This window comes from Streptomyces sp. NPDC107581 (assembly GCF_055657175.1).
This window is the reverse complement of sequence record NZ_JBVKBH010000001.1, coordinates 628,205-652,310: the sequence shown is the minus strand read 5'-3', so window position 1 is coordinate 652,310 and position 24,106 is coordinate 628,205. Positions and strand designations below refer to the sequence as shown.

At 68.2% G+C, this 24,106-nt stretch carries 21 protein-coding genes; 10 read left to right on the top strand and 11 right to left on the bottom strand.

What is annotated here, in order from left to right; all coding sequences use genetic code 11:
- Window position 1: 1 nt before the first annotated feature.
- The gene (locus ACZ7P3_RS02990; protein WP_472078604.1) at window positions 2-454 is read left to right on the top strand and encodes a GNAT family N-acetyltransferase; all 453 of its coding nucleotides are present in this window, start codon (window positions 2-4) and stop codon (window positions 452-454) included.
- Between the two features lie 50 nt (window positions 455-504).
- Here the strand turns inward: ACZ7P3_RS02990 and ACZ7P3_RS02985 are convergent, their stop codons facing one another.
- Window positions 505-1,893 (bottom strand): serine hydrolase domain-containing protein, encoded by a 1,389-nt coding sequence (locus tag ACZ7P3_RS02985; RefSeq protein ID WP_472078603.1) that lies wholly within the window; start codon window positions 1,891-1,893, stop codon window positions 505-507.
- A 157-nt stretch (window positions 1,894-2,050) separates the two neighbouring features.
- Complete coding sequence (locus ACZ7P3_RS02980; RefSeq protein WP_472078602.1) at window positions 2,051-2,923, bottom strand: hypothetical protein; 873 nt, start codon at window positions 2,921-2,923, stop codon at window positions 2,051-2,053.
- Window positions 2,924-3,122: 199 nt separating this feature from the next.
- Here ACZ7P3_RS02980 and ACZ7P3_RS02975 point away from each other — a divergent pair, with 199 nt between their 5' ends.
- Window positions 3,123-4,373, top strand: coding sequence for an MFS transporter (locus tag ACZ7P3_RS02975; RefSeq protein WP_472078601.1), 1,251 nt, complete (start codon window positions 3,123-3,125; stop codon window positions 4,371-4,373).
- 30 nt (window positions 4,374-4,403) lie between these two features.
- Here the strand turns inward: ACZ7P3_RS02975 and ACZ7P3_RS02970 are convergent, their stop codons facing one another.
- Window positions 4,404-5,084, bottom strand: a complete 681-nt coding sequence (locus ACZ7P3_RS02970) for a TetR/AcrR family transcriptional regulator (protein ID WP_472078600.1) — start codon at window positions 5,082-5,084, stop codon at window positions 4,404-4,406.
- 87 nt (window positions 5,085-5,171) lie between these two features.
- Between ACZ7P3_RS02970 and ACZ7P3_RS02965 the strand changes: the two genes are divergently transcribed.
- Window positions 5,172-6,287: an FAD-dependent oxidoreductase gene (locus ACZ7P3_RS02965; RefSeq protein WP_472078599.1), complete on the top strand. Its 1,116-nt coding sequence runs from the start codon at window positions 5,172-5,174 to the stop codon at window positions 6,285-6,287.
- Between the two features lie 39 nt (window positions 6,288-6,326).
- Here the strand turns inward: ACZ7P3_RS02965 and dnaB are convergent, their stop codons facing one another.
- Window positions 6,327-7,805, bottom strand: a complete 1,479-nt coding sequence (dnaB, locus tag ACZ7P3_RS02960; protein WP_472078598.1) for a replicative DNA helicase — start codon at window positions 7,803-7,805, stop codon at window positions 6,327-6,329.
- 459 nt (window positions 7,806-8,264) lie between these two features.
- Between dnaB and ACZ7P3_RS02955 the strand changes: the two genes are divergently transcribed.
- The gene (locus ACZ7P3_RS02955) at window positions 8,265-9,602 is read left to right on the top strand and encodes an MATE family efflux transporter (RefSeq protein WP_472078597.1); all 1,338 of its coding nucleotides are present in this window, start codon (window positions 8,265-8,267) and stop codon (window positions 9,600-9,602) included.
- Window positions 9,603-9,719: 117 nt separating this feature from the next.
- Here ACZ7P3_RS02955 and rplI read toward each other — a convergent pair whose 3' ends face one another.
- The 4 genes from rplI to rpsF all read right to left on the bottom strand — a co-directional run bounded on the left by rplI (window position 9,720) and on the right by rpsF (window position 11,434).
- Complete coding sequence (rplI, locus tag ACZ7P3_RS02950; protein ID WP_472078596.1) at window positions 9,720-10,166, bottom strand: 50S ribosomal protein L9; 447 nt, start codon at window positions 10,164-10,166, stop codon at window positions 9,720-9,722.
- Window positions 10,167-10,184: 18 nt separating this feature from the next.
- Window positions 10,185-10,421 carry a 30S ribosomal protein S18 gene (rpsR, locus tag ACZ7P3_RS02945; protein WP_003949403.1) on the bottom strand — a complete coding sequence of 79 codons (237 nt, stop codon included), beginning with the start codon at window positions 10,419-10,421 and terminating at the stop codon, window positions 10,185-10,187.
- A gap of 41 nt (window positions 10,422-10,462) precedes the next feature.
- Window positions 10,463-11,068 (bottom strand): single-stranded DNA-binding protein, encoded by a 606-nt coding sequence (locus ACZ7P3_RS02940; RefSeq protein ID WP_472078595.1) that lies wholly within the window; start codon window positions 11,066-11,068, stop codon window positions 10,463-10,465.
- A gap of 75 nt (window positions 11,069-11,143) precedes the next feature.
- Window positions 11,144-11,434 carry a 30S ribosomal protein S6 gene (rpsF, locus tag ACZ7P3_RS02935; protein WP_399083134.1) on the bottom strand — a complete coding sequence of 97 codons (291 nt, stop codon included), beginning with the start codon at window positions 11,432-11,434 and terminating at the stop codon, window positions 11,144-11,146.
- A gap of 273 nt (window positions 11,435-11,707) precedes the next feature.
- On the opposite strand from rpsF, the gene ACZ7P3_RS02930 reads away from it, so the two are divergent.
- From ACZ7P3_RS02930 to ACZ7P3_RS02920, 3 genes are all read left to right on the top strand, one after another.
- Complete coding sequence (locus ACZ7P3_RS02930; RefSeq protein ID WP_472078594.1) at window positions 11,708-12,022, top strand: hypothetical protein; 315 nt, start codon at window positions 11,708-11,710, stop codon at window positions 12,020-12,022.
- Between the two features lie 203 nt (window positions 12,023-12,225).
- Complete coding sequence (gene femX, locus ACZ7P3_RS02925; protein ID WP_472078593.1) at window positions 12,226-13,347, top strand: peptidoglycan bridge formation glycyltransferase FemX; 1,122 nt, start codon at window positions 12,226-12,228, stop codon at window positions 13,345-13,347.
- Window positions 13,348-13,430: 83 nt separating this feature from the next.
- Window positions 13,431-14,462, top strand: coding sequence for an alanine racemase (locus ACZ7P3_RS02920; RefSeq protein WP_472078592.1), 1,032 nt, complete (start codon window positions 13,431-13,433; stop codon window positions 14,460-14,462).
- A gap of 149 nt (window positions 14,463-14,611) precedes the next feature.
- Here the strand turns inward: ACZ7P3_RS02920 and ACZ7P3_RS02915 are convergent, their stop codons facing one another.
- Window positions 14,612-16,144, bottom strand: coding sequence for a glycosyltransferase family 87 protein (locus ACZ7P3_RS02915; protein ID WP_472078591.1), 1,533 nt, complete (start codon window positions 16,142-16,144; stop codon window positions 14,612-14,614).
- 126 nt (window positions 16,145-16,270) lie between these two features.
- Window positions 16,271-18,943, bottom strand: coding sequence for a transglycosylase domain-containing protein (locus ACZ7P3_RS02910; RefSeq protein WP_472078590.1), 2,673 nt, complete (start codon window positions 18,941-18,943; stop codon window positions 16,271-16,273).
- A 363-nt stretch (window positions 18,944-19,306) separates the two neighbouring features.
- Between ACZ7P3_RS02910 and ACZ7P3_RS02905 the strand changes: the two genes are divergently transcribed.
- The 3 genes from ACZ7P3_RS02905 to ACZ7P3_RS02895 all read left to right on the top strand — a co-directional run bounded on the left by ACZ7P3_RS02905 (window position 19,307) and on the right by ACZ7P3_RS02895 (window position 22,542).
- On the top strand, window positions 19,307-19,990 hold the full coding sequence (locus ACZ7P3_RS02905) for a PadR family transcriptional regulator (RefSeq protein ID WP_472078589.1): 684 nt from the start codon (window positions 19,307-19,309) through the stop codon (window positions 19,988-19,990).
- Window positions 19,991-20,033: 43 nt separating this feature from the next.
- Window positions 20,034-21,116, top strand: coding sequence for an inositol-3-phosphate synthase (locus ACZ7P3_RS02900; RefSeq protein ID WP_472078588.1), 1,083 nt, complete (start codon window positions 20,034-20,036; stop codon window positions 21,114-21,116).
- 133 nt (window positions 21,117-21,249) lie between these two features.
- A complete protein-coding gene (locus ACZ7P3_RS02895) occupies window positions 21,250-22,542 on the top strand; it encodes an MFS transporter (protein WP_472078587.1) in 1,293 nt (430 codons plus the stop codon).
- Window positions 22,543-22,607: 65 nt separating this feature from the next.
- On the opposite strand, the gene ACZ7P3_RS02890 is transcribed toward ACZ7P3_RS02895, so the two are convergent.
- On the bottom strand, window positions 22,608-24,050 hold the full coding sequence (locus ACZ7P3_RS02890; protein WP_472078586.1) for a CCA tRNA nucleotidyltransferase: 1,443 nt from the start codon (window positions 24,048-24,050) through the stop codon (window positions 22,608-22,610).
- Window positions 24,051-24,106 lie beyond the last annotated feature (56 nt).

Genomic DNA, 24,106 nt, shown 5'->3' with positions numbered 1-24,106 from the left:
CATGGGAGATCTAGAGATACGCCGTGCGACCGCGGACGATCTGCCGGCGATCGTCGCCATGCTGGCCGATGATCGCCTGGGCGCCCAACGCGAGTCACCTGATGACCTGACGCCGTACCGGGCAGCGCTGGAGCGGCTGAATGCGGACCCGAACCAGCATCTCGTGGTCGCCGTCCGTGAGGGCCGGGTGGTCGGCACACTCCAGCTCACGATCGTCACCGGGCTCACCCGCAAGGGAGCGACCCGCTCGATCATCGAAGGCGTCCGCATCCACGCCGACGAGCGCGGCAGCGGCCTGGGCACACAGCTCATCGAGTGGGCGATCGAGGAATCTCGGCGCCAGGACTGCCAGTTGGTGCAGCTGACCTCCGACAACATCCGCACGGACGCCCACCGTTTCTACGAGCGGCTCGGCTTCATCGCCTCGCACGTGGGTTTCAAGCTTCAGCTCTGACGACAGCCGGGCGGACGTTTCACGTGAAACGCCCGCCCCCGACGGACCGGTTAGTCCGCGATCCCTCGCCAGCCCTGCGGATCCACGCCACCGGGCACTCCGGCGCCTTCCTCGTACGGCTGCCGGGTGAACACGAACGACCCCAGGTCGAGATGGCTCACGGACCCGTCCGGACGGCGTACGGCCCGGAGCAGCTCACCGGCGTAGTAACCCTCCAGACCGGTCCACGTCCCCTCTCCGTTCGAGCGGAACCGGGCCCGGCGGCCGCCGCCGCTCAGCGGGCCCAGCGCGAGGAGCCCGTCGGCCGCCACCCGCAAGCCGAAGGCATGGGTCCCCCAGTACCACTGCCCGGCCAGCTCCAGCACCGCTGGATCAACTTCAGGCAGCGGCCGCCACGGCTCGGGGATACGCGGTTCCGCCTCGGCGACGATACGGACCAGGTCGGCACCCACCGCTCCCAGCAGCGGGCCGCTGGTGCAGTTGGCCAGCACCACTGCCGCCACATCGTCGTCCACGCTGATAGTGAGGTTGGCGAGGAAGCCCGGCAGCGAGCCGGAGTGCCCGACGAGGAGCCTGCCGTCGCGGCGCTGGATCTGCATGCCGAGCCCATAGGTGGCTCCGTCCACCACGTCGGCGGCCTCGGCGGGCGCCGCCGGAGTCCGCATCTCACGCACCGACTGCGCGCTCAGCACCCGGTCGTCTCCCCCGGCCAGGAAGGCGGCGAACCGTGCGAGGTCCCCGGTGGTGGACCACAGCTGGCCGGCGGGCGCCATCCGGCCGAGATCCTCCAGCGGCTCGGGCAGCAACGCGTCGGCCCAGGGATGCACGGCCCAACCACCCGCGTGCGGCGCCTGCGGCTGGGCGCTGGTGCGCCGGAGGCCGAGTGGTTCGAGCACCTCGCTGCGCAGCACCTCGGTCCAGGGGGCGCCACGAAGCTCCTCCACCAGCGCGCCGAGCAACGTGTAACCCGGGTTGGAGTAGTGGTGGCGCCGGCCGACCGGGTGCAGGAGCGGCTGCTCACCCAGGACATCGCTCAGCTCGGGACGCAGTGAGCCCGGAGTCCGCTCCCACCAAGGCCCGGGGGACTCCGCCGCCAGACCTCCGGTGTGCGCGAGCAGTTCGGCGATCGTCGCCTCCCCGGCTCCGGTGCCCGGCAGATGCTTCTCCAGCGGATCACCCAGATCGAGCAGACCCTCATCACGCAGCCGCAGCACCAGTACGGCGGTGAACGTCTTGGTGATCGAGCCGATCCGGTACTGCACCGTGTCGTCCGGTGCATGTCCGTGCACCGACGTCCGGGCGCCGTGCCAGACGGTCCGTCCGCCCCGCACGACCGCGGCAACCAGCGAGGGCGCCCGCCCTTCGGCCTGCGCGACAGCGATCCGGTGCAGCAACGCCCGCCGGGTCCCCGGGAGCAGCTCTTCCTGAGAAGTTGTCATGGGCCCAGTCCATCCGCTCGGGCGCCGAGCGTCGAGTTCATTTCCCCGGGCCCCCGGAGCAGGGCCTCCACTTCGTTGTCATGTGACCGGGGAGCGGGCGTCGTCGAGAGTCTGCTGACAGCAGCTCGCCGGTACGCCATCCGGGGACCGGCCTGTCTCAGGGTGTCCGGTCGCGCAGGACGAGCAGGGTCCAGCCGCGGCCGGCTGGGTCGAGTGGCCTGGTCGCGGCGGTGAAGAGCTCTGCGGCCCGGCGGTAGGAGAGCCGCCCTCGGCCGGTCACCGGACAGCGGTCGGCCGCCGGTGTGGTGGCGGGGGCCCGTCGGTCGGTGACGAACACCGGCCCCGCGGTGCGCCCGGCCAGCAGCATGGGCAGCAGACGTGCCGTGCCCCTTCCCCAGCTCAGGGATGCTGCCGCGCGCACCCTGGTGCGTCGTCCGGGCAGGTCGAGGTGGTCGATGTTGAGGGCGAGCACCTGTTCGACGGGGGCTCTCGACTCGTGCAGGAGGTGCCACAGAGCCAACTCCCTGAGCGGAGCCCGCAAGGCCAGGCAGGCGCGGGCCCGATCCGGGTCGGGGGTCATCACCCTCGTAGCAGTGGAAGCGCCAGAGGGGGCCGGTGCCGGTCCGGGACAGGGCGTCGGCGGTGCCAGTGCGGCGGCCGGGTCTGCGGTGATCCAGCCTGCAGCCAGCCACCATGCCGTAGCGGCTCGAAGGCAGGCCAGCTCGCGGGCCAGTGTGCGTGGTTCCGCAGCGGCGGCCCGGTCGGCCAGTCCTCGTCGCAGCCGCTCCGGGGCGTTCGGGTCGTCGAGCAGGGCGAGAGGAACGACGGGCGGGTGGGCACCCCGGCGCTCGCGACCGGTCGGGGCCCGGCGGTCGACCAGCGGCCACGCCCACCCGGCCAGCGAGATGCGGTAGACGCGGCGGGAGGCACTGCCGAGATCGGACGCGGCGAGGTAGCGGTCGACGGCGGCGCTGTACTCCACCGGTGCCGACCGAGGTGTGCTCACACCGTCGGTTTGGTGCTGACTCATGCTGACCATCCGCAGTAAATGAACTGTATGCAGCCTGCGCCATTCTTCGACTTCCGAGCCTACCACCAGGCATGTTGCAGTAAATACCTGCCATTTACTGCGTCAATTGACCCGTAAGTAAAATTGCTCGTAAAGGACTCAGTTTTCTTTACTGGAAGCACTTGCAGGGAATGGTTCGGCGGAGGAACAGTGCGGAGCCATGACCCTTCGGACCCGCCCTTCTGCTGCATCCGGGCCCCGGACAGCCGCCAACCGTCTGCGCACGCTGCGGCGCCCCCGGTTCCGCCGCCTCCTCATCGGCCAGGGCACATCGCTGCTCGGCTCGGGGATGAACACGATCGCTACGACCTTCGCCGTACTGCAGCTGCCTGGGGGCGGGGTCGACGCCGTCGGCGGGGTGATGGCGGCGCGGATCCTCGCGGTACTGGTCGTGCTGCTGCTCGGAGGCGTGTTCACCGATCGGCTCGGAGCCCGTGCAGTCATGCTGACAGCGGATCTGCTCCGGTCGGCCGCCCAGGGCGTGCTGGCTGTGCTGCTCCTCACCCACAGCGCGAGGATCTGGGAAGTGGTCACGCTGGCCGTGGTCTTCGGAATCGGTGAGGGAGGGTTCAGCCCGGGTCTGACGGCTCTGGTGCCCGGCCTCGTCCCCGCAGACGACCTTGCGGATGCCAACTCGCTGCTGCAGATCGCCCAGGCTGTGGCCTCGGTCGCAGGTCCGGGTCTGGCCGGTCTGCTCATCGCTGTTTCTGATGCGGGCACAGTGGTGGCCGTCGACGCGGTCAGCTACGGCGTGAGCGTCCTGGCCCTGGCTGGGCTGCCCCTCTCTCAGCCGGCCACGCCCCGCCACAGGTTGTTCACCGACCTGGGGCGCGGCTGGAAGGAGTTCACCTCCCGCACGTGGCTGTGGATCACGACCCTGCACATCAGCCTCTTCAACTTCGTCCTGTGGGCACCGTTCCTGGTGCTGGGACCGGCTCTTGCCCAGCAGCGGCTCGGCGGTGCCAGGGCCTGGGGGCTGGTGCTGGCCCTGTACGGCATCGGCTCGATCGGCAGCGGCCTGGCGATGCTCGGCTGGAACCCCCGCCGGGCACTCGTCTGGTCCGTGGCCGCATCCGCGGGTTGGGCAGCTCCGGCGGCGGCGTTGGCGGCGAGGCTGCCGCTGGGCTGGGTGGCCGCGGCCGCACTTCTCGCAGGGGCCGGGGCAGCGGTGTGCAACACCCTCGTGACGACCGTCATCCAGCGCGAGATCCCCGCCGAGGTCCGCGGACGTGTCAGTGCGTTCGACGGTCTGGGTGCCTTCGCCCTGGGGCCGCTCGGGCTGGCGTTGGCCGGGCCGGTGTCGGACGTCGTGGGGGCGGACCGGCTCCTCGGATTCGGTGTGCTGTGGCAGCTGACCGCGGTCGGAGTGGTACTGGCGTTCCCGTCCGTACGGCGGCACGGCACACGCTGACGGGGCTGTGACCTGTGGTTCTTCCGCGCGTCACCTTGAGATGCGGGCTTCGATGCCGTCGAGCAGGCAGTCGAGGCCGATCCGGAAGGTGTGGTCGGCGTCCAGGTGGGCGGCATCGCGCACCACCGTGGCCAGCGCGGGGAATCGGCCAGTGGCGAAGGTCCGCTCCAGATACGGCCCGAGTGAGGCCTGCCAACGCTTCTCGTCCATCCCGGTGGCCCGCTCGGCACGCCGCTCGGCGATCTCCCGACGCACCGCACCGATCACGTACGCGTGGACTGCGGCGACCACCGGCATGACGGCGTCCACGCCGACATCGCCCAGTGCGGCCACCACGGTCTCCCCACTGGCCAGCGCGTGCGGCCCCAGCTGGGGCCGGCCGCCCAGCAGATCGGCGAGCCATTCGTGCTCGTGAGCGGCGTGCCGAGTGACTTCGGCAAGGGACCGGAGCACCTCCCGCCAGCCGTCTCCGACCGGCCGGATCTCGGCGTAGGCGGCGTCGACCATCAGGTCGAGCAACTCCTCCTTGCTGGCGATGTAGCCGTACAGCCGCATCGGACGGACATCCAGCTCGGTGGCGACCTTGCGCAGCGACACCGCATCCAGGCCGTCCGCGTCGGCCAGCCGGATCGCCGCTCGCACGATCCGTTCCCGGCTCAACGGGGCCGGCACGGGTCGATTCGGTGGCTCCGGCCTCTCCCACACCAACATGCCGCTAACAATACATCGCATCGAGCGATACAGTGTATCGGCCAGTACGGCGTATCGACGGTATTGAAGGTATCGAAGGAGGCAATCATGACCATCGCCATTGTCGGAGCCGGCTTGGGCGGCCTGGCCCTTGCCCGGGTACTGCACGTGAACGGCATCGACGCCGTCGTGTACGAACGTGAATCGTCACGCGATGCGCGCGGTCAGGGCGGCATGCTCGACATCCACTCCGGCCAGCGGGCGCTGCGCGAGGCCGGTCTGATGGACCAGTTCCACGCGATCGCCCGTGGTGAAGGCCAGGACATGCGTCTTCTCGAGCCGGACGGCACCCTGCTGCTCCAGGAGGACACACCCGACGACGCCCCGCTCGAGCGACCCGAGGTCGACCGCGCCGATCTGCGCAACCTGCTGCTGGATTCGCTCCCCGAAGACGTGGTGCGCTGGGGGCACGCGTTCCAGTCCGCCGACAACGGTCTGCTGCACTTCGCCGACGGCAGCAGTGCGGCGTATGACCTGCTGGTCGGCGCGGACGGCGCGCAGTCCCGGGTCCGCGCACTGCTCACCGACGCCCGCCCGGAACACATCGGCCAGAACGTCGTCGAGATCGGCATTCCCGACATCGACCGCACGCACCCCGGCCTCGCGGCGATGGTCGGGCGCGGCAACTACTGGGTGCTCGGCAACGGACTGTCCCTGGCGGCCCAGCGCAACGGCGACGGCCGCGTTCGCATCGGCCTCAGCTTCTACAACACCGCCGAGGACTGGTTCGCCACCAGCGGGATACCGCTCGACGAACCGGCCGCCGCCCGGGCGCGGCTGATCGAGCTGCTCCCCGGCTGGGACTCACGGTTCACCGCGCTGATCGCGGCCTGCGACGACACGGTCGTGCCGCGGTCGATCACCACTCTCCCGATCGGCCTGACCTGGCCGTCGACGCCAGGCATCACGCTGATCGGCGATGCCGCGCACCTGATGCCGCCGGTGGGACAGGGCGCCAACATGGCACTGCTCGACGGCGCCCTGCTCGGTCTCGCGCTGGCCGCGCACCCGGACGACTTCGCCTCCGCCGTCAAGGAATACGAACGCGAGATGTTCGAACGCACCAGCGCTGCCGCCCGCATGTCCGCGGACATGCACGAATTGCTGACGTCGCCGGACGCCGCCCAGAAAATGCTCGCATTCTTCCAACCTGACGGAATCTGACGGAATCTGACGGAATCCGAGGCCCTGCACCCGGCCGGATCAGGTCTGGGCCATGTCCACGAAGCGGGAGTAGTGGCCCTGGAAGGCGACCGTGATCGTCGCCGTGGGGCCGTTTCGGTGCTTGGCGACGATCAGGTCGGCCTCGCCCGCACGCGGGGACTCCTTCTCATAGGCGTCCTCGCGGTGCAGCAGGATGACCATGTCGGCGTCCTGCTCGATGGAGCCCGACTCACGCAGGTCGGAGACCATCGGCTTCTTGTCGGTGCGCTGTTCGGGACCACGGTTCAGCTGGGAGAGCGCGATGACGGGGAGCTCCAGCTCCTTCGCGAGGAGCTTGAGGTTACGGGACATGTCCGAGACCTCCTGCTGACGGCTCTCGGCGCGCTTGGAGCCGCCGGACTGCATCAGCTGGAGGTAGTCGATGACGACCAGCCTCAGGTCGTTGCGCTGCTTCAGACGCCGGCACTTGGCCCGGATCTCCATCATCGACAGGTTCGGGGAGTCGTCGATGTAGAGCGGGGCGGCCGAGACGTCGGGCATGCGTCGGGCGAGCCGGGTCCAGTCCTCGTCGGTCATCGTGCCGGACCGCATGTGGTGCAGCGCGACGCGTGCCTCGGCCGACAGCAGACGCATCGCGATCTCGTTGCGGCCCATTTCCAGCGAGAAGATGACGCTGGGGAGGTTGTTCTTGATCGAGGCGGCCCGGGCGAAGTCCAGCGCGAGGGTCGACTTACCCATGGCCGGACGGGCCGCGATGACGATCATCTGACCCGGGTGCAGACCGTTCGTCAGCGAGTCGAAGTCCGTGAATCCGGTGGGCACGCCGGTCATCTCGCCACTGCGCGAGCCGATCGCCTCGATCTCGTCGAGGGCACCCTCCATGATGTCGCCGAGCGGCAGATAGTCCTCGCTGGTGCGCTGCTCGGTGACGGCGTAGATCTCGGCCTGGGCGCGGTTGACGATCTCGTCGACGTCGTCGTCGGCCGCGTATCCCATCTGCGTGATGCGGGTGCCGGCCTCGACCAGGCGGCGCAGAACGGCCCGCTCGTGGACGATCTCCGCGTAGTACTCGGCGTTCGCCGCCGTCGGCACCGTCTGGACGAGGGTGTGGAGGTACGAGGCGCCGCCGACCTTGTTGATCTCGCCGCGCTTGGTGAGCTCGGCGGCGATGGTGATGGGGTCGGCCGGCTCGCCCTTCGCGTAGACGTCGAGGATCGCCTGGTAGATCGTCTCGTGCGCGGGCTTGTAGAAGTCGTGGCCCTTGAGGATCTCGACCACGTCGGCGATGGCGTCCTTGGACAGCAGCATGCCGCCCAGGACGGACTGCTCGGCGTCCAGGTCCTGCGGCGGCACCCGCTCGAAGGAGGAGCCTCCGCCGTCCCAGGCGCCGTTCTCCCGGCCCCGGTCGTGCTGTTCGTCACGGCCACGGCCGACATCACTCCGCCGACGGGAGGCCGGCAGACGATCGCTGGGCCCGCTGTCCGCCCACGGATCGTCCAAGGGCTCGGAAATGCTCACCGAGCAACCTCCTCCCGTCCGCACGGCGGACCTCGCCGTGGTCTCTTTTGTACGGCACGACACTGACAAATCGAGAGGCCCAACTCCGCTTCTGACGCGTCGGTTTTGTGACGTTTACCGGGTCGAGGACAGGAGCGGGCGCCGGACCACGGTAGGCCCCGCGGCACCGTCAGCCAATCTGGTTATCCACAGGCCATGTGGACGACGGCCCCGATGCTGTGGAGAACCCGCCGAAACCTGTGCACGACCCGGTGGACAGCGCTGTGAACAAGCCCTCGATCCTACCAGGACGACCGCCCTGACCTGCACCTTTACCGTCCACCGGCTGTGCAGAAGAAAAACTTCCCCGGTCGGCTCAAGATCGCTTCGAACGGTGCACGAAAGTGCACGGGCCGAGACCGAGAGTAAGGGGCATAAGGCAATTGCATCTCTTACCTGTGGACGATTAGATTGATGCTCATGACACAGGCTCCTGCGATACCCCAGGCCACCCGACGGCGGCACGACCGAGAGATAGTCGCGCTGGCCGTCCCGGCCTTCGGCGCACTCGTCGCCGAGCCTCTCTTCGTCATGGCGGACAGCGCGATCGTCGGCCACCTAGGGACCGCCCAACTCGCCGGCCTGGGTGTGGCTTCAGCCCTTCTCACCACCGCGGTGAGTGTCTTCGTCTTCCTCGCCTACGCCACCACGGCAGCCGTTGCCCGACGCGTCGGAGCCGGCGATCTTCAGGCAGCCATCCGCCAGGGCATGGACGGCATCTGGCTGGCACTGCTCCTCGGTGGGGCGGTCATCGCCCTCGTCCTCCCTCTGGCCCCGGGCATCGTGGACCTCTTCGGTGCGTCCGCCACCGCGGCCCCCTACGCCACGACGTATCTGCGCATCTCCGCACTCGGTATCCCGGCCATGCTGGTCGTCCTCGCCGCCACCGGTGTGCTGCGCGGTCTGCAGAACACCAGGACCCCGCTGTACGTCGCCGTCGGGGGCTTCGTCGCCAACGCCGGCCTCAACGCGGGTCTCGTCTACGGCGCCGGGCTCGGCATCGCCGGCTCGGCCTGGGGCACCGTCATCGCCCAGTGCGCCATGGCAGCCGTCTACCTGAGCGTCGTCGTCCGCGGCGCCCGGCGGCACGGTGCATCCCTGCGTCCGGACACCGCCGGCATCCGGGCTTCGGCGCAGGCCGGAGTCCCTCTGCTCGTCCGCACCCTGTCCCTGCGCACGATCCTGATGATCGCCACGGCCGTCGCTGCGCGCCTCGGCGACGCCGACATCGCCGCCCATCAGATCATCCTGTCCCTGTGGAGCCTGCTGGCCTTCGTCCTCGACGCCATCGCCATCGCCGGACAGGCCATCATCGGCCGCTACCTGGGTGCTGACGACGCCCACGGCGCCCGCGAGGCCTGCCGTCGTATGGTCCAGTGGGGCATCGCCGCCGGAGTCGTACTGGGCCTGCTCGTGGTGGCCGCCCGGCCGCTGTTCCTGCCGCTGTTCACCGGTGACTCCGTGGTCAAGGACACCGCGCTGCCTGCCTTACTGATGGTGGCTCTCTCGCAGCCCATCTGCGGCATCGTCTTCGTCCTGGACGGTGTCCTGATGGGTGCCGGCGACGGACCGTACCTGGCCTGGGCCATGGTGATCACCTTGGCGGTGTTCTCGCCTGTGGCACTGCTCGTCCCCACGCTTGGCGGAGGACTCACCGCGCTGTGGGCAGCCATGACGCTCATGATGACGGTCAGGATGGCAACCCTATGGCTGCGCGCCCGATCGGGACGCTGGATCGTGACGGGCGCGACGCGGTGACCGTTTCACGTGAAACGTGAGCGGGCCGCAGCCACCTCGGGCATGGGAAGGGGCCGCACCCCGTCAAGAGTGCGGCCCCTTTCACCGGCTCAAGCGAGCGCAGCGATCATGCGGCGATCAGGCCGCGACGACCTCGACGTTGACCTTGGCGGCAACCTCGGGGTGCAGACGCACGGACGTCTCGTGGGCGCCCAGGGTCTTGATCGGGGCGGACAGCTCGATGCGGCGCTTGTCGACCTCGGGGCCACCGGAAGCCTTGATCGCGGAAGCGATGTCGGCCGGGGTGACGGAACCGAAGAGACGGCCGGCGTCGCCAGAGCGGACTGCCAGACGAACCTTCACGCCCTCGAGCTGGGCCTTCACCTGGTTGGCCTGCTCGATGGTCTGGATCTCGTGGATCTTGCGGGCGCGGCGGATCTGCGCCACGTCCTTCTCGCCACCCTTGGTCCAGCGGATAGCGAACTTCCGCGGGATCAGGTAGTTGCGAGCGTAACCGTCCTTGACGTCGACGACGTCGCCCGCGGCACCGAGGCCGGAGACCTCGTGGGTGAGGATGATCTTCATGTGTCGGTCACCCTTCCCTTATCGCGCAGTGGAGGTGTAGGGCAGCAGCGCCATCTCACGGCTGTTCTTGACGGCCGTGGCGACGTCACGCTGGTGCTGCGTGCAGTTGCCGGTCACGCGGCGGGCACGGATCTTGCCGCGGTCGGAAATGAACTTCCGCAGCATGTTCGTGTCCTTGTAGTCCACGTACGTGACCTTGTCCTTGCAGAAAGCGCAGACCTTCTTCTTAGGCTTGCGCACAGGCGGCTTCGCCATGGTGTTTCTCCTGTGTGATCAAGAAGTGGGGATGCGAGCCCTTAGAAGGGGGGCTCGTCCGAGTAGCCGCCGCCCTGCTGGCCGCCGCCGGAGTTTCCACCCCAGCCGCCGCCACCGCCGCCACCGCCGCCGCCCTGCTGGCCACCGGCGGGAGCGCCGGAAGCCCACGGGTCGTCGGCCGGAGCGCCGCCGCCCTGCTGGCCACCGCCGGAGCCGCCGCCCCAGCCGCCGCCACCCTGGCCGCCACCGCCGCCGTAACCACCCTGGCCACCGCGAGCGCCACCGGCGGTCTTGGTGACCTTGGCCGTGGCGTTGCGGAGGCTGGCGCCGACTTCCTCGACGTCCAGCTCGTAGACCGTGCGCTTGACGCCCTCACGGTCCTCATAGGACCGCTGCTTCAGCCGGCCCTGCACGATGACGCGCATGCCACGCTGGAGCGACTCGGCGACGTTCTCCGCCGCCTGACGCCAGACCGAGCAGGTCAGGAAGAGGCTCTCGCCGTCCTTCCACTCGTTGGTCTGACGGTCGAAGGTGCGGGGAGTGGACGCGACGCGGAACTTCGCGACCGCCGCACCGGACGGGGTGAAGCGCAGCTCGGGGTCATCGACAAGATTGCCGACGACCGTGATGACGGTCTCGCCTGCCATGGGGGAACCTCTCGGCGGGTTTGCTGCTGGCTGCTTGCTGCTACTCGAATCCCGAGATCAGCTGAGCGGAAGAGCTCAGTGGGTCTCGGGGCGGAGGACCTTGGTCCGGAGGACCGACTCGTTCAGGTTCATCTGGCGGTCGAGCTCCTTCACGACCGCAGGCTCGGCCTGCAGGTCGATGACCGAGTAGATGCCCTCGGGCTTCTTCTTGATCTCGTACGAGAGACGACGACGGCCCCAGGTGTCGACCTTCTCGACCTTGCCGTTGCCCTCACGGACGACGGCGAGGAAGTTCTCGATCAGGGGGGCGACAGCGCGCTCCTCCAGATCGGGGTCGAGGATGACCATCACCTCGTAGTGACGCATGTGGAACCCACCTCCTTTGGACTCAGCGGCCACGGTCGTTCCGTGGCAGGAGGGTTGTGATGCGTACGCAACGGTATCGGCCACCACTGACAGTCGGGGGGCTCCGCTGGGAATCCCCGCATGACCTGTAAGGGCATGGGCAGACACCGGTGCAGACGGTACAGACTACCTGCACACCCGCTTCCGGTTGAAATCCGGCGGTGGAGGCCGTCAGTCTGTACACATCGGGTGTGTAAGGCGCTACTGTGCGCCGCGATCCGCAGGAGGTGCCTCATGACACAGGCATTGCGACCCAATACGGCCGGATCCCTCTTCGCCACCGACGGCAAGGTCCGTCCGCTCCAGGACACTCTGATGGCGGTGACGCTGGTCCTGGGCCTGATCGCCTTCATCACGTCCTTCTTCCACGGCCTTCACCTGCTCACGTCGTGGACCGGTCTGCTGGGAATCCTCGTCGGCGCGTACGGACAGTGGATCTCGGAGACCACGCGTGAGCGGACCGGCCTGATCCTGGGTCTCGGTGCCTCCGGAATCGGCTTCATGATCGGCATGGCACACGGCGGGCTGTTCGGCGGGCTCATCGGCTGACCCTCCCGGCCGGCGGTCCCGCACCATCCGGACGCCGCCCCTGCGGCACCTGTCCGGACACCGTGAAAACGCCTCGTCGGCCCGCCGCCGGGGCGAAGGTGCCGTACGCCCAGTCGGGGCGCTCGCACGGCGCAGTAGGCTTCGGCGCGAGAGCCGGAGCCCCTGTACCCATGGGGACACACCAGCCCGAGGAGCGCCCCGACATGAGCCTGACCCTGAGGACCATCAGCCGCGAGCAGCATCTGGCCTACATCCAGAGCCTGCCGGCGGCGAGCCACATGCAGGTCCCGGCCTGGGCCGATGTAAAGGCTGAGTGGCGTTCGGAGAACCTCGGCTGGTTCGACGAGCGCACGGGCGAAATGGTCGGCGCGGGCCTGGTCCTGTACCGCCAGCTGCCCAAGATCAAGCGCTACCTCGCCTACCTCCCCGAGGGCCCGGTCATCAACTGGTTCGCGCCGAATCTGGACGACTGGATCCAGCCGATGCTGGCGCACCTCAAGCAGCAGGGCGCCTTCTCGGTGAAGATGGGCCCGCCGGTGATCATCCGCCGCTGGAACGCAGAGACGATCAAGCGCGGCATCCAGAGCCCCGATGTGAAGCGCCTGCGCGACATGGAGGCCGACTTCATCGAGCCGCGCGCCTTCGAGGTCGCCGACAAGCTGCGCCGCATGGGCTGGCAGCAGGGCGAGGACGGCGGCGCCGGCTTCGGCGACGTGCAGCCCCGTTACGTCTTCCAGGTGCCGCTGGCCAACCGTTCCCTGGAAGAGGTCCACAAGAACTTCAACCAGCTGTGGCGCCGCAACATCAAGAAGGCCGAGAAGGCCGGTGTCGAGGTGGTCCAGGGCGGCTACCAGGACCTGGCCGAGTGGCAGCGGCTGTACGAGATCACGGCTGTGCGCGACCACTTCCGGCCCCGCCCGCTGTCGTACTTCCAGCGCATGTGGACGGCCCTCAACACCGAGGACCCCAACCGCATGCGGCTGTACTTCGCCCGCCACAACGGCGTGAACCTGTCCGCCGCGACCATGCTGATCGTGGGCGGACACGTCTGGTACTCCTACGGCGCCTCCGACAACATCGGCCGTGAGGTCCGGCCCTCGAACGCCATGCAGTGGCGGATGCTGCGCGACGCCTATGCGCTCGGCGGCACCGTCTACGACCTGCGCGGCATCTCCGACTCGCTGGACGAGACGGATCACCTGTTCGGCCTGATCCAGTTCAAGGTCGGCACCGGTGGACAGGCCGCCGAGTACCTGGGCGAGTGGGACTTCCCGCTGAACAAGCTGCTGCACAAGGCGCTCGACATCTACATGTCGCGCCGCTGATCCGCGGGCGTTTGATTCCATAGGCTTCACAGCCTTCACATCTCTGATTCACCGCAGCCACGAGAAAGGTTCCGGGTCCGGCCATGGCGCTCACGCTCTACGTCGACACCGCGCGCTGGCGTGCGCACCACAAGCACGTGCAGGAGCAGTTCCCGGGTCTCGTCCCGGTCTGCAAGGGCAACGGCTACGGCTTCGGACACGAACGCCTGGCGGAGGAAGCCACGCGTCTGGGCACCGACGTCCTCGCCGTCGGCACCACGTACGAGGCCGCACGCATCAAGGACTTCTTCGGCGGTGACCTGCTGGTGCTGACGCCGTACCGGCGCGGTGAGGAGCCCGTCCCGCTGCCGGACCGTGTGATCCGCTCGGTCTCGTCCGTGGACGGCGTGTACGGCCTGGTGGGCGCCCGTGTCGTCATCGAGGTGATGTCCTCGATGAAGCGGCACGGCATCAGCGAGCAGGACCTTCCGCAGCTGCACGCCGCCATCGAGAACGTCCGGCTGGAGGGCTTCGCCATCCACCTGCCGCTGGACCGCACCGACGGCTCGGACGCCGTCGAGGAGGTCATCGGCTGGATGGACCGGCTGCGCGCGGCCCGGCTGCCGCTGCACACGATGTTCGTCAGCCACCTCAAGGCCGAGGAACTCATCCGGCTGCAGCAGCAGTTCCCGCAGACCCGGTTCCGCGCCCGCATCGGCACGCGGCTGTGGCTGGGGGACCACGACGCCACCGAGTACCACGGCGCCGTCCTGGACGTCACGCGCGTGGCCAAGGGTGACCGCTTCGGCTACCGGCAGCAGAAGGCGGCCTCTGACGGCTTCCTGGTGGTCGTGGCGGGCGGTACGTCGCACGGGGTGGGCCTGGAGGCCCCGAAGGCCCTGCACGGCGTCATGCCGCGTGCCAAGGGCGTCGCACGGGCCGGCCTCGCCACCGTCAACCGGAACCTTTCTCCGTTCGTCTGGGGCGGCAAGCAGCGCTGGTTCGCCGAGCCGCCGCACATGCAGGTGTCGATCCTGTTCGTCCCTTCGGACGCCCCCGAGCCGCATGTCGGCGACGAGTTGGTCGCCCACCTTCGGCACACCACCACGCAGTTCGACCGGATCGTGGACCGCTAGTCCGGGCTGCTGAAGCGCAAAGGCCGTACACGAGTCGCTCGTGTACGGCCTTCTTCATGCTCCCTCCGCCGGGCCTCCAAAGGCCCACCAAGGAGGCATCGAAGGCCCGCCGAAGGCGGCATCGAGGGGCCACCGCGGGGAGTGTTCACTCAGAGCGAACGCTCCCCGTACGGCGGCAGTTCCGGCCTTCCCCAGTCCACCTGAGGCCCGCTGAAAGGGGTGGCGTGCCGTGGGGGACGGGCCGCCGCGCCGAGCACGAACACGTCCTCGACGCCGTCGAGCACCCCGCCCGAGGGGTCGTCGTCCCCGGACCGGCGCACCACATCCCGCTCGGGCATGAGGATGTCCCGTACGACGACGGCGCACAGGTACAGCGTGCCCAGCAGGTGGATCAAGATCGCCGAGTGATATCCCTGCGTCGGCAGGCCCTTGTGGGCGTCTCCGCTGGTCGTATAGGCGAGGTACATCCAGATCCCCAGGAAGTACGCCACCTCGCACGCCTGCCAGATCAGGAAGTCCCGCCACTTGGGCCGGGCCAGGACCGCGAGCGGCACCAGCCACAGGACGTACTGCGGGGAGTAGACCTTGTTGGTGACGATGAAGGCCGCCACCATCAGGAAGGCGAGCTGGGCGAAGCGCGGCCGGCGCGGGGCGGTGAGCGCGAGTGCCGCGATGCCGAGGAAACACAGCACCACCAGCACGGTGGCGACGGTGTTCACGAAGTCGGTGGTGGGCGGGTTGCTGGAGTTCTGCGCCCAGATCAGCCAGAAGGAACCGAAGTCGACGCCCCGGTCATGGCTGAACGTGTAGAACTTCGACCAGCCCTGGAAGGCGAAGAGCATCACCGGCAGGTTCACGACCAGCCACGCGACCACCGCACCACCGGCCGCCTGGAAGAACTCCCGCCATTTGCCGGCCCGCCAGCACAGCACCAGGAGCGGACCGAGCAGAAAGACCGGATAGAGCTTGGCGGCCGTGGCGAGCCCCAGAAGGACACCGAAGGCCAGGGCACGCCCTCGCGACCACATCAGCATGGCGGCGGCCGTCAGAGCCACCGCAAGCAGATCCCAGTTGATGGTGGCGGTGAGCGCGAGAGCGGGCGCCAGAGCGACCAGCAGGCCGTCCCAGGGGCGGCGCCGGTGGGTGCGGGTCACACAGACGGCGATGACGGCCGCGCACACCATCAGCATTCCGGCATTGACGAACCAGTACCACTGCTCCTGGTGCTGAATGCTGCCGCTGCCCGGCGTGAGCCAGGCGGCCACCTCCATGAACACACCGGTCAGCACCGGGTACTCGAGGTAGTCCATGTCGCCCGGGAGTTTGTCGAAGTACGGCACCAGCCCGTCGGCGAACCCGCGGCCCTGGTACAGGTGCGGGATGTCCGAGTAGCAGGCGTGCGTGTACTGCGAGCTCGCGCCGAAGAACCAGGCGCTGTGGTAGCAGGGCGCCTTCTGGATGAGGCCGAGGGCGAACATGCCGATCGCGACGAGCGCGACCACCCGGACGGGAGTCCACCAGGACGTCCCGAGCAGGGCGCGACGCCCGATGGGGCCACCGATCAGCTCACTCCCGGCCGCGGCGATCTCGTCCTCCCGGGTCGGCCGCACCGGTTCCGCCTGGGCGGACGGCACGGGCTCGGGCTCGTGCTTGCTCGCGGGCGTCATCTCTGCACTGGGCATGGGCCACATCCTGCCGTACCTGTCTAGGAATACGCCGAGGGCCGCCGCACCTCGTGGGTGCGGCGGCCCATGTTTCACGTGAAACAGCCTTGGCGGGCGAAATGACCGCCAACCGGTCAGAACGCCTTACTGGCCGGTCTGACCTGCGAAGAAGCCTCCGTTGCCGTTTCCGTTGCCATTGCCTCTGGTGTTACCGGTGCCGGTGGTGTCAGTGGCTGTCGGCGTGGGTGTCGTCCCACCATCGGTGCCGCCGTTCCCTGTGCCGCCGATGTCGTTGCAGTTGTTCCCCCAGCCGAACTGGCAGGAGTCACTGGGCGTCGGAGTCGGGGACGGAGTCGTGACGCTGGGTGTCGGGCTCGGAGTGTTGCTCGGCGTCGGGCTCGGCGTGATGGTGACCGACGGGGTCGGGGAGGGCGCCCCTGCCTCGTCCTGGACCTTGCCGATCTTGACGGCCTCCGGGAAACCGGGGTCATTCGCGTTCTTCAGCGCAGCCTTCATGTACTCGGTCCATACGAGCGTCGGGATGTCACCACCGTGGATGGAGTCCTTGCCCGCCGTGCCGTTCATGGAGAGCAGCTCGTGGTCCTTGGGATTCTCACGGAACATCGCCACCGAGGTCGACAGCTGCTGGGTGTAGCCGACGAACCAGGCCGACTTGTTCGCGTCGGTGGTACCGGTCTTGCCCGCCGCAGTACGCCCCAGGGCCTTGGCGTTCGTACCCGTACCGTTCTGGATCACGTTCTGCAGGACGTCCGTGACGTTGTTGGCGATGTCCGCATCCATGGCCTGCTTGACCTTGGGCTTCTCGAAGCCGGACTGATCCGTGCCGTCCTTCTTCACCTCGGTCACCGAATACGGATCCGCCTGCTTGCCCGACGCCGCAAAGGTCGCGTAGGCGTCGGCCATGCGGATCGCGCTCGGAGTGGACGTACCGATGGCGAACGACGGGTTGAGGTCCACCGACATGCTCTGCTGGAGAATGCCGGCCGACCGGGCGACGTCCCGCACGTGCGTCATCCCGACGTCCATGCCGAGCTGCACGAACGGCGTATTGATGGACTGCTCCATCGCCTTGCGCAAGGTGATGTAGCCCCATTTGTGTGGACTCTCATTGTTCTGGAAGAAGAAGGAATTGTCCTTGTTCAGGTAGGACGAGCCGTCCGAGTTCAGAACCTTCAGGTGGTCGTTGCCGTTGTACTTGCTCAACGGCGAGACCGGCGTGCCCGGTGACCTGTACGTGCCGTACTCCATGGCCGCGGCCAGCACGAACGGCTTCCACGTCGAACCGACGGGGACACCGGAGGTGTCGGCGTTGTTGGTGAAGTGGCCGTTCTCGTAGCCGTCACCGCCGTAGAGCGCGACGATCGCACCGTTCGCCGGCTTCACGGACGCCGCGCCGAACTGGACGTACTTGTCCAGGCTCCGCTTCGGGTTGAGGCGTTCCTTCTGGATCTTCTTCACGGACGCGCTCAGAGCGTTGACCTTCTTCTTTTCGAAGGTCGTGTAGATCTGGTAGCCGCCCTTGTCGAACTCGGCCTCCGTGATGTCGGAGTGCGTAAGGACGTACTTCTTCGCCGTGTCCACCAGGTAGCTGATCTGGCCGGTCATGCCCTTGGTCGCCTTGCGGCCCTCGGGTACGGGGTACTTCGCGATGGCTTCCTGGTACTGGGCGTCCGTGAGGCGCTTGTCCTTGTGCATCTCGCCGAGGATCCAGGACCAGCGCGCCTTGGAGCGCTTCTCGTTGGCCTGCTGGCTCGCCGCCTTGTCGAGGTCCGGATTACCGGCCGGGTCGTAGTACGTCGGGCCCTTGAGCAGCGCAGCGAGGAAGGCGCACTCGGTCGGCTTGAGCTCGACGGCGTCCTTGCCGAAATAGGTCTGTGCCGCGGCCTGGATGCCGTAGGCGCCCCGACCGTAGTACGAGGTGTTGAGGTAGCCCTGCAGGATCTGCGGCTTGGTGAACTTCGTGCCCACCTTGATGGAGATGAACATCTCCTTGAACTTGCGGGTGACCGTCTGATCCTGGCTGAGGTACGTGTTCTTGACGAACTGCTGGGTGATGGTCGAACCACCCTGCGTCTGACCGCCTCGTGCCATGTTGGCCAGGGCTCGTGCGATACCCATGGGGTCGACGCCCGAGTCCTGGTAGAAGCTCTTGTTCTCGGCCGAGATCACGGCCCACTGCATGGCATCGGGGATCTTGTCGATGGTGACGTTCTGGCGGTTCACACCGGTGCCGGTGGCCACCATCTGTGACCTGTCGGCCCAGTAGTAGACGTTGTTCTGGGACTGGGCGGCGATGTTCTCGTTGGGGACCTGCACCATGGCGAAACCGATGCCCACCATGGCGACCAGGCTGCCGACGAAGCCGACGAAGAGACCCGTGACGAGCTTCCAGGACGGCACCCAGCGGTGCCAGCCGTACTTGCCCGCCCGGGGGTAGTCGATCAACCGTTTCTTGTCAGGTCCTGTTGTCGCGCGGCCTCTGCCGCGCCCGGGACCCGTCGGTCCGCCCGGGCCGCCGCGCCGGCCACCCGGACCCGCGTTGTCGGCGGCCCGACGTCGGCCGCTGCCTCTCTGTGCCGCCCGCCGGGCCTCGGCACGACTGTTGTAGGGGCGCTCGTCACCCCCGGAGCCGTAGGAGTCCGACCCATGGGAACTGGAACCATAGGAGTCGGCTGAAGACCCGGTGGCGCCTCGCGGTGCCGCACGACGGCCGGAGGACGAGCCGGACTGACCGCGTCGGGCCGCGGCACGTCCGCCTCCCTGCGGCGGCGGCGGTTTGCGACGGTGCTCGCTCATCGAACGATTACTCCTCGGGCAGGCGCACCCTTGCGCGCCTGGAACGGCGGCTGGTTTCCGGTCCCCCCGAAGTACGGATGTGGTCGGTTTCGCATTCACCCGTACTGCACCGGGGACGAGGACGCTCCCCAGGCGTCACTTGGTTCCCGGTGGTCTGCATGCCGCACAGACTACGCACCACCAAAACCTGTCGAGGCTCGAAGTTCACCCCAAAACAGGCAACTCGCCTCCCACGAATCGGTGATGTGATCCCGTTCACCGTCCTCCCTCTTGTCGCGTGCGGAAGGCCGTTCTATCGTCGTGATGTATCGAGTCGATACATCAGCGCGAGATAAAGACGCTGCGGACCGAGAGGAGGCGAGCATGAGCCGGCGTTCCGGCATCCTTGAGTTCGCCGTACTCGGGCTGCTGCGCGAGTCCCCGATGCACGGCTATGAGCTGCGCAAACGACTCAACACGTCACTGGGTGTGTTCCGGGCGTTCAGCTACGGAACCCTGTACCCCTGCCTCAAGACGCTGGTCGCCAACGGCTGGTTGATCGAGGAACCGGGCACCACCCATGAGGACGCCCTCGCCGCTCCCCTCGCCGGACGCCGCGCGAAGATCGTCTACCGGTTGACGGCGGAAGGTAAGGAGCACTTCGAGGAGCTTCTTTCGCAGACCGGTCCTGACGCGTACGAGGACGAGCACTTCGCCGCACGGTTCGCCTTCTTCGGGCAGACGTCGCGCGACGTGCGCATGCGTGTGCTGGAGGGCCGGCGCAGTCGCCTGGAGGAGCGCCTGGAGAAGATGCGCGCCTCCCTGGCGCGCACCCGGGAGCGCCTCGACGACTACACGCTTGAGCTCCAGCGCCACGGGATGGAGTCCGTGGAGCGCGAAGTGCGCTGGCTGAACGAGCTCATCGAGAGCGAGCGGGCCGGTCGGGACCTGAAGGGTTCCGCATCCGGGGGGTCCGCTCAGCAGGACACCACACATGGAGCGACGGGCGGCCTGCCCCGTCCCGGGGACACCCCCCGGACGGATACGCCCGGCGACACCGCCACGTGAGACCCACTCAGGGCCTCACTCGTACACACAGGGAGCAACCGGAATGGGTTCGGTTCGCGTAGCCATCGTCGGCGTGGGCAACTGCGCCGCCTCGCTGGTGCAGGGCGTCGAGTACTACAAGGACGCCGACGCGGCGTCCAAGGTCCCCGGCCTGATGCACGTGCAGTTCGGCGACTACCACGTCCGTGACGTCGAGTTCGTCGCCGCGTTCGACGTCGACGCCAAGAAGGTGGGCCTCGACCTCGCGGACGCCATCGGCGCCTCCGAGAACAACACCATCAAGATCTGCGACGTGCCCACCTCCGGTGTCACCGTCCAGCGCGGCCACACCCACGACGGCCTCGGCAAGTACTACCGCCAGACCATCGAGGAGTCCGACGCCGAGCCGGTCGACGTCGTCCAGGTCCTCAAGGACAGGCAGGTCGACGTTCTCGTCTGCTACCTGCCCGTCGGCTCCGAGGACGCGGCGAAGTTCTACGCCCAGTGCGCCATCGACGCCAAGGTCGCCTTCGTCAACGCCCTCCCGGTCTTCATCGCCGGCACCAAGGAGTGGGCGGACAAGTTCACCGAGGCCGGTGTGCCGATCGTCGGTGACGACATCAAGTCCCAGGTCGGCGCCACCATCACGCACCGCGTCATGGCGAAGCTGTTCGAGGACCGCGGTGTCATCCTGGACCGCACGATGCAGCTGAACGTCGGCGGCAACATGGACTTCAAGAACATGCTCGAGCGCGAGCGCCTGGAGTCCAAGAAGATCTCCAAGACGCAGGCCGTCACCTCCCAGATCCCCGACCGGGACCTCGGCGAGAAGAACGTCCACATCGGCCCGTCCGACTACGTGGCCTGGCTGGACGACCGCAAGTGGGCCTACGTCCGTCTCGAGGGCCGCGCCTTCGGTGACGTCCCGCTGAACCTGGAGTACAAGCTCGAGGTCTGGGACTCCCCGAACTCCGCCGGTGTCATCATCGACGCCGTGCGCGCTGCCAAGATCGCCAAGGACCGCGGCATCGGCGGCCCGATCCTGTCCGCGTCCTCGTACTTCATGAAGTCCCCGCCGGTTCAGTACTTCGACGACGAGGCCCGCGAGAACGTCGAGAAGTTCATCCGCGGCGAAGTCGAGCGCTAGGTCGACAGCGCGCGGTGCGCTAGATCGACACGGCGCGGTGTGCTGAGCGCACCGCAGAGAACGCTCCTGCCAGGGCTATGAGGGTCCCCGGGTTCCGACCCGGGGACCCTCTGCATGTGTGAGGCTGTGCCCCATGCCCGTCGTCCGTGACCTGCGCGTCCTGCTGCGCCTGCGGGACTTCCGACGTCTGCTGTCCGTCCGTCTCCTCTCCCAGGGCGCCGACGGCGTCTACCAGGTCGCGCTCGCCGCGTATGTCGTCTTCTCCCCGGAGAAACAGGCCTCGGCCACGGCGATCGCCTCGGCGATGGCCGTCCTGCTGCTCCCCTACTCACTGGTCGGCCCCTTCGCGGGCGTCCTGCTGGACCGCTGGCGGCGCCGACAGGTCTTCGTGTACGGCAACCTGCTGCGCGCGCTGCTGGCGGCAGCCACGGCCGCACTGATGGTCAGCCATGTACCGGACTGGCTGTTCTATGTCTCCGCACTGTGTGTCACAGCCGTCAACCGGTTCATCCTCGCGGGACTGTCCGCCGCCCTGCCGCGCGTGGTCGACGCCGAGCGTCTGGTGCTGGCCAATTCACTGTCTCCCACAGCGGGCACGCTCGCCGCGACCGCGGGCGGCGGCCTTGCCTTCGCCGTTCGGCTCGTGGCGTCGGGATCCGATGCCGCGGTGGTACTTCTCGGCGCCTTCCTCTACTTGTGCGCCGGGCTCACCTCGCTCCGCATGGCGCCCGCCCTGCTCGGCCCCGACCGGGCACGGTCACAGCCCCGGCTGCGGACCGCGCTCAGCGACACCGCACGCGACCTTCTCGCCGCCGTCCGGCATCTGGCTGGACCCCGACGGCGTAAGGCGGTGTGGGCGCTGGCCGCGATGACGCTGATGCGCTTCTGCTACGGCGCCCTGCTCGTCCTGCTGCTCATGCTGTGCCGGTACACCCTCTCCTCGAGCCCCGATGTCGGGCTCCGGCTGCTGGGGCTGGCGCTGGCAGTGTCCGGCGCGGGTTTCTTCGCGGCGGCCGTGGTGACTCCGTGGGCAGTGGACCGGCTCGGCCCCGGCTACTGGATCGTGGTGTGCTCCGGCTCCGCCGCCCTTCTGGAACCCGCGCTCGGCCTTCCCTTCGCCACTGCCCCCCTACTGGTGGCCGCCTTCGTTCTGGGTCTGATCACCCAGGGCGCCAAGATCGCCACGGACACGATCGTCCAGGCCTCCGTCGAGGACGGCTTCCGTGGTCGGGTCTTCTCCGTCTACGACGTGCTCTTCAACGTGGCCTTCGTCGGCGCCGCCGGTGTCGCCGCCCTGATGCTGCCGCCAGACGGTCGCTCGGCGGTGCTGGTGGCACTGGTCGCTCTGATCTATGCCGGGGTCGCCGTAGCTCTGGCACGTTTCCTCCGGAGGGCGGGACAGCAAGAGGGGCGATGTTTCACGTGAAACATCGCCCCTCGACACCGTCCGGCCGCTCATGTTTCACGTGAAACATGACCCGTCCCACGGCCTCAGCTCTGTTCGGTCCACCACTCCTTGAGGGCCGCCACTGCCGCGTCGTACTCCATCGGGCCGTGCTCCAGGCGCAGCTCCAGCATGTGCTTGTACGCCTTGCCGATGACGGGGCCCGGCCCGACGCCCAGGATCTCCATGATCTGGTTGCCGTCGAGGTCCGGGCGGATGGCGTCCAGCTCCTCTTTCTTCTGCAGCTCGGCAATGCGGCCCTCCAGGCCGTCGTAGGCCCGTGACAGCGCGGCCGCCCTGCGCTTGTTCCGCGTGGTGCAGTCGGAACGCGTCAGCTTGTGCAGGCGGTCCAGCAGCGGGCCGGCGTCACGGACGTAGCGGCGGACCGCCGAGTCCGTCCACTCCCCGGTGCCGTATCCGTGGAACCGGAGGTGCAGTTCGACCAGCTGCGAGACGTCCTTCACCAGTTCGTTGGAGTATTTCAAGGCGGTCATGCGCTTCTTGGTCATCTTCGCGCCGACCACCTCATGGTGGTGGAACGAGACCCGGCCGTCCTTCTCGAAGCGGCGCGTGCGCGGCTTGCCGATGTCGTGCAGCAGCGCGGCCAGACGCAGGGTGAGGTCGGGACCGTCCTGTTCCAGGGCGATCGCCTGCTCCAGCACGATCAGGGTGTGCTCGTAGACGTCCTTGTGCCGGTGGTGCTCGTCACGCTCCAGGCGCAGGGCCGGCAGCTCCGGAAGCACGTGGTCGGCGAGGCGGGTGTCGACCAGCAGGGTCAGTCCCTTGCACGGGTGCGCGGAGAGGACGAGCTTGTTCACCTCGTCCCGGACCCGCTCGGCGGAGACGATCTCGATCCGCCCGGCCATCTCCGACATCGCGGTGACGACCTCGGGGGCGACCGTGAAGTCCAGCTGGGCGGCGAACCGGGCGGCCCGCATCATCCGCAGCGGATCGTCCGAGAAGGACTCCTCAGGTGTGCCGGGGGTGCGCAGCATCCGGGCCGCGAGGTCCTCGAGGCCGCCGTGCGGGTCGATGAACTCCTTCTCCGGCAGCGCCACGGCCATGGCGTTGACCGTGAAGTCGCGCCGGACCAGATCCTCCTCGATGGAGTCGCCGTAGGACACCTCGGGCTTGCGCGAGGTGCGGTCGTACGCCTCCGACCGGTAGGTGGTGATCTCGATCTGGTAGCCGCCCTTGTGCGCGCCGACCGTGCCGAAGGCGATCCCGACCTCCCAGACGGCGTCCGCCCATGGCCGCACGATCTTCAGTACGTCCTCGGGCCGCGCGTCGGTGGTGAAGTCCAGATCGTTGCCGAGCCGGCCGAGCAGCGCGTCCCGGACCGAGCCGCCGACCAGGGCGAGCAAGAACCCGGCCTCCTGGAATCGGCGGGCGAGGTCATCGGCAACGGGAGCCACCCGCAGCAGCTCGCTCACCGCGCGCTGCTGCGCCTGGCTCAGGGCAGAGGGAGTGTCTTCGTTGGGGTTCGGCACAACAGAACAGGGTACGTGGCCCGGGCGACCGGGGGCGCCTCCATTACGCGGGCGCG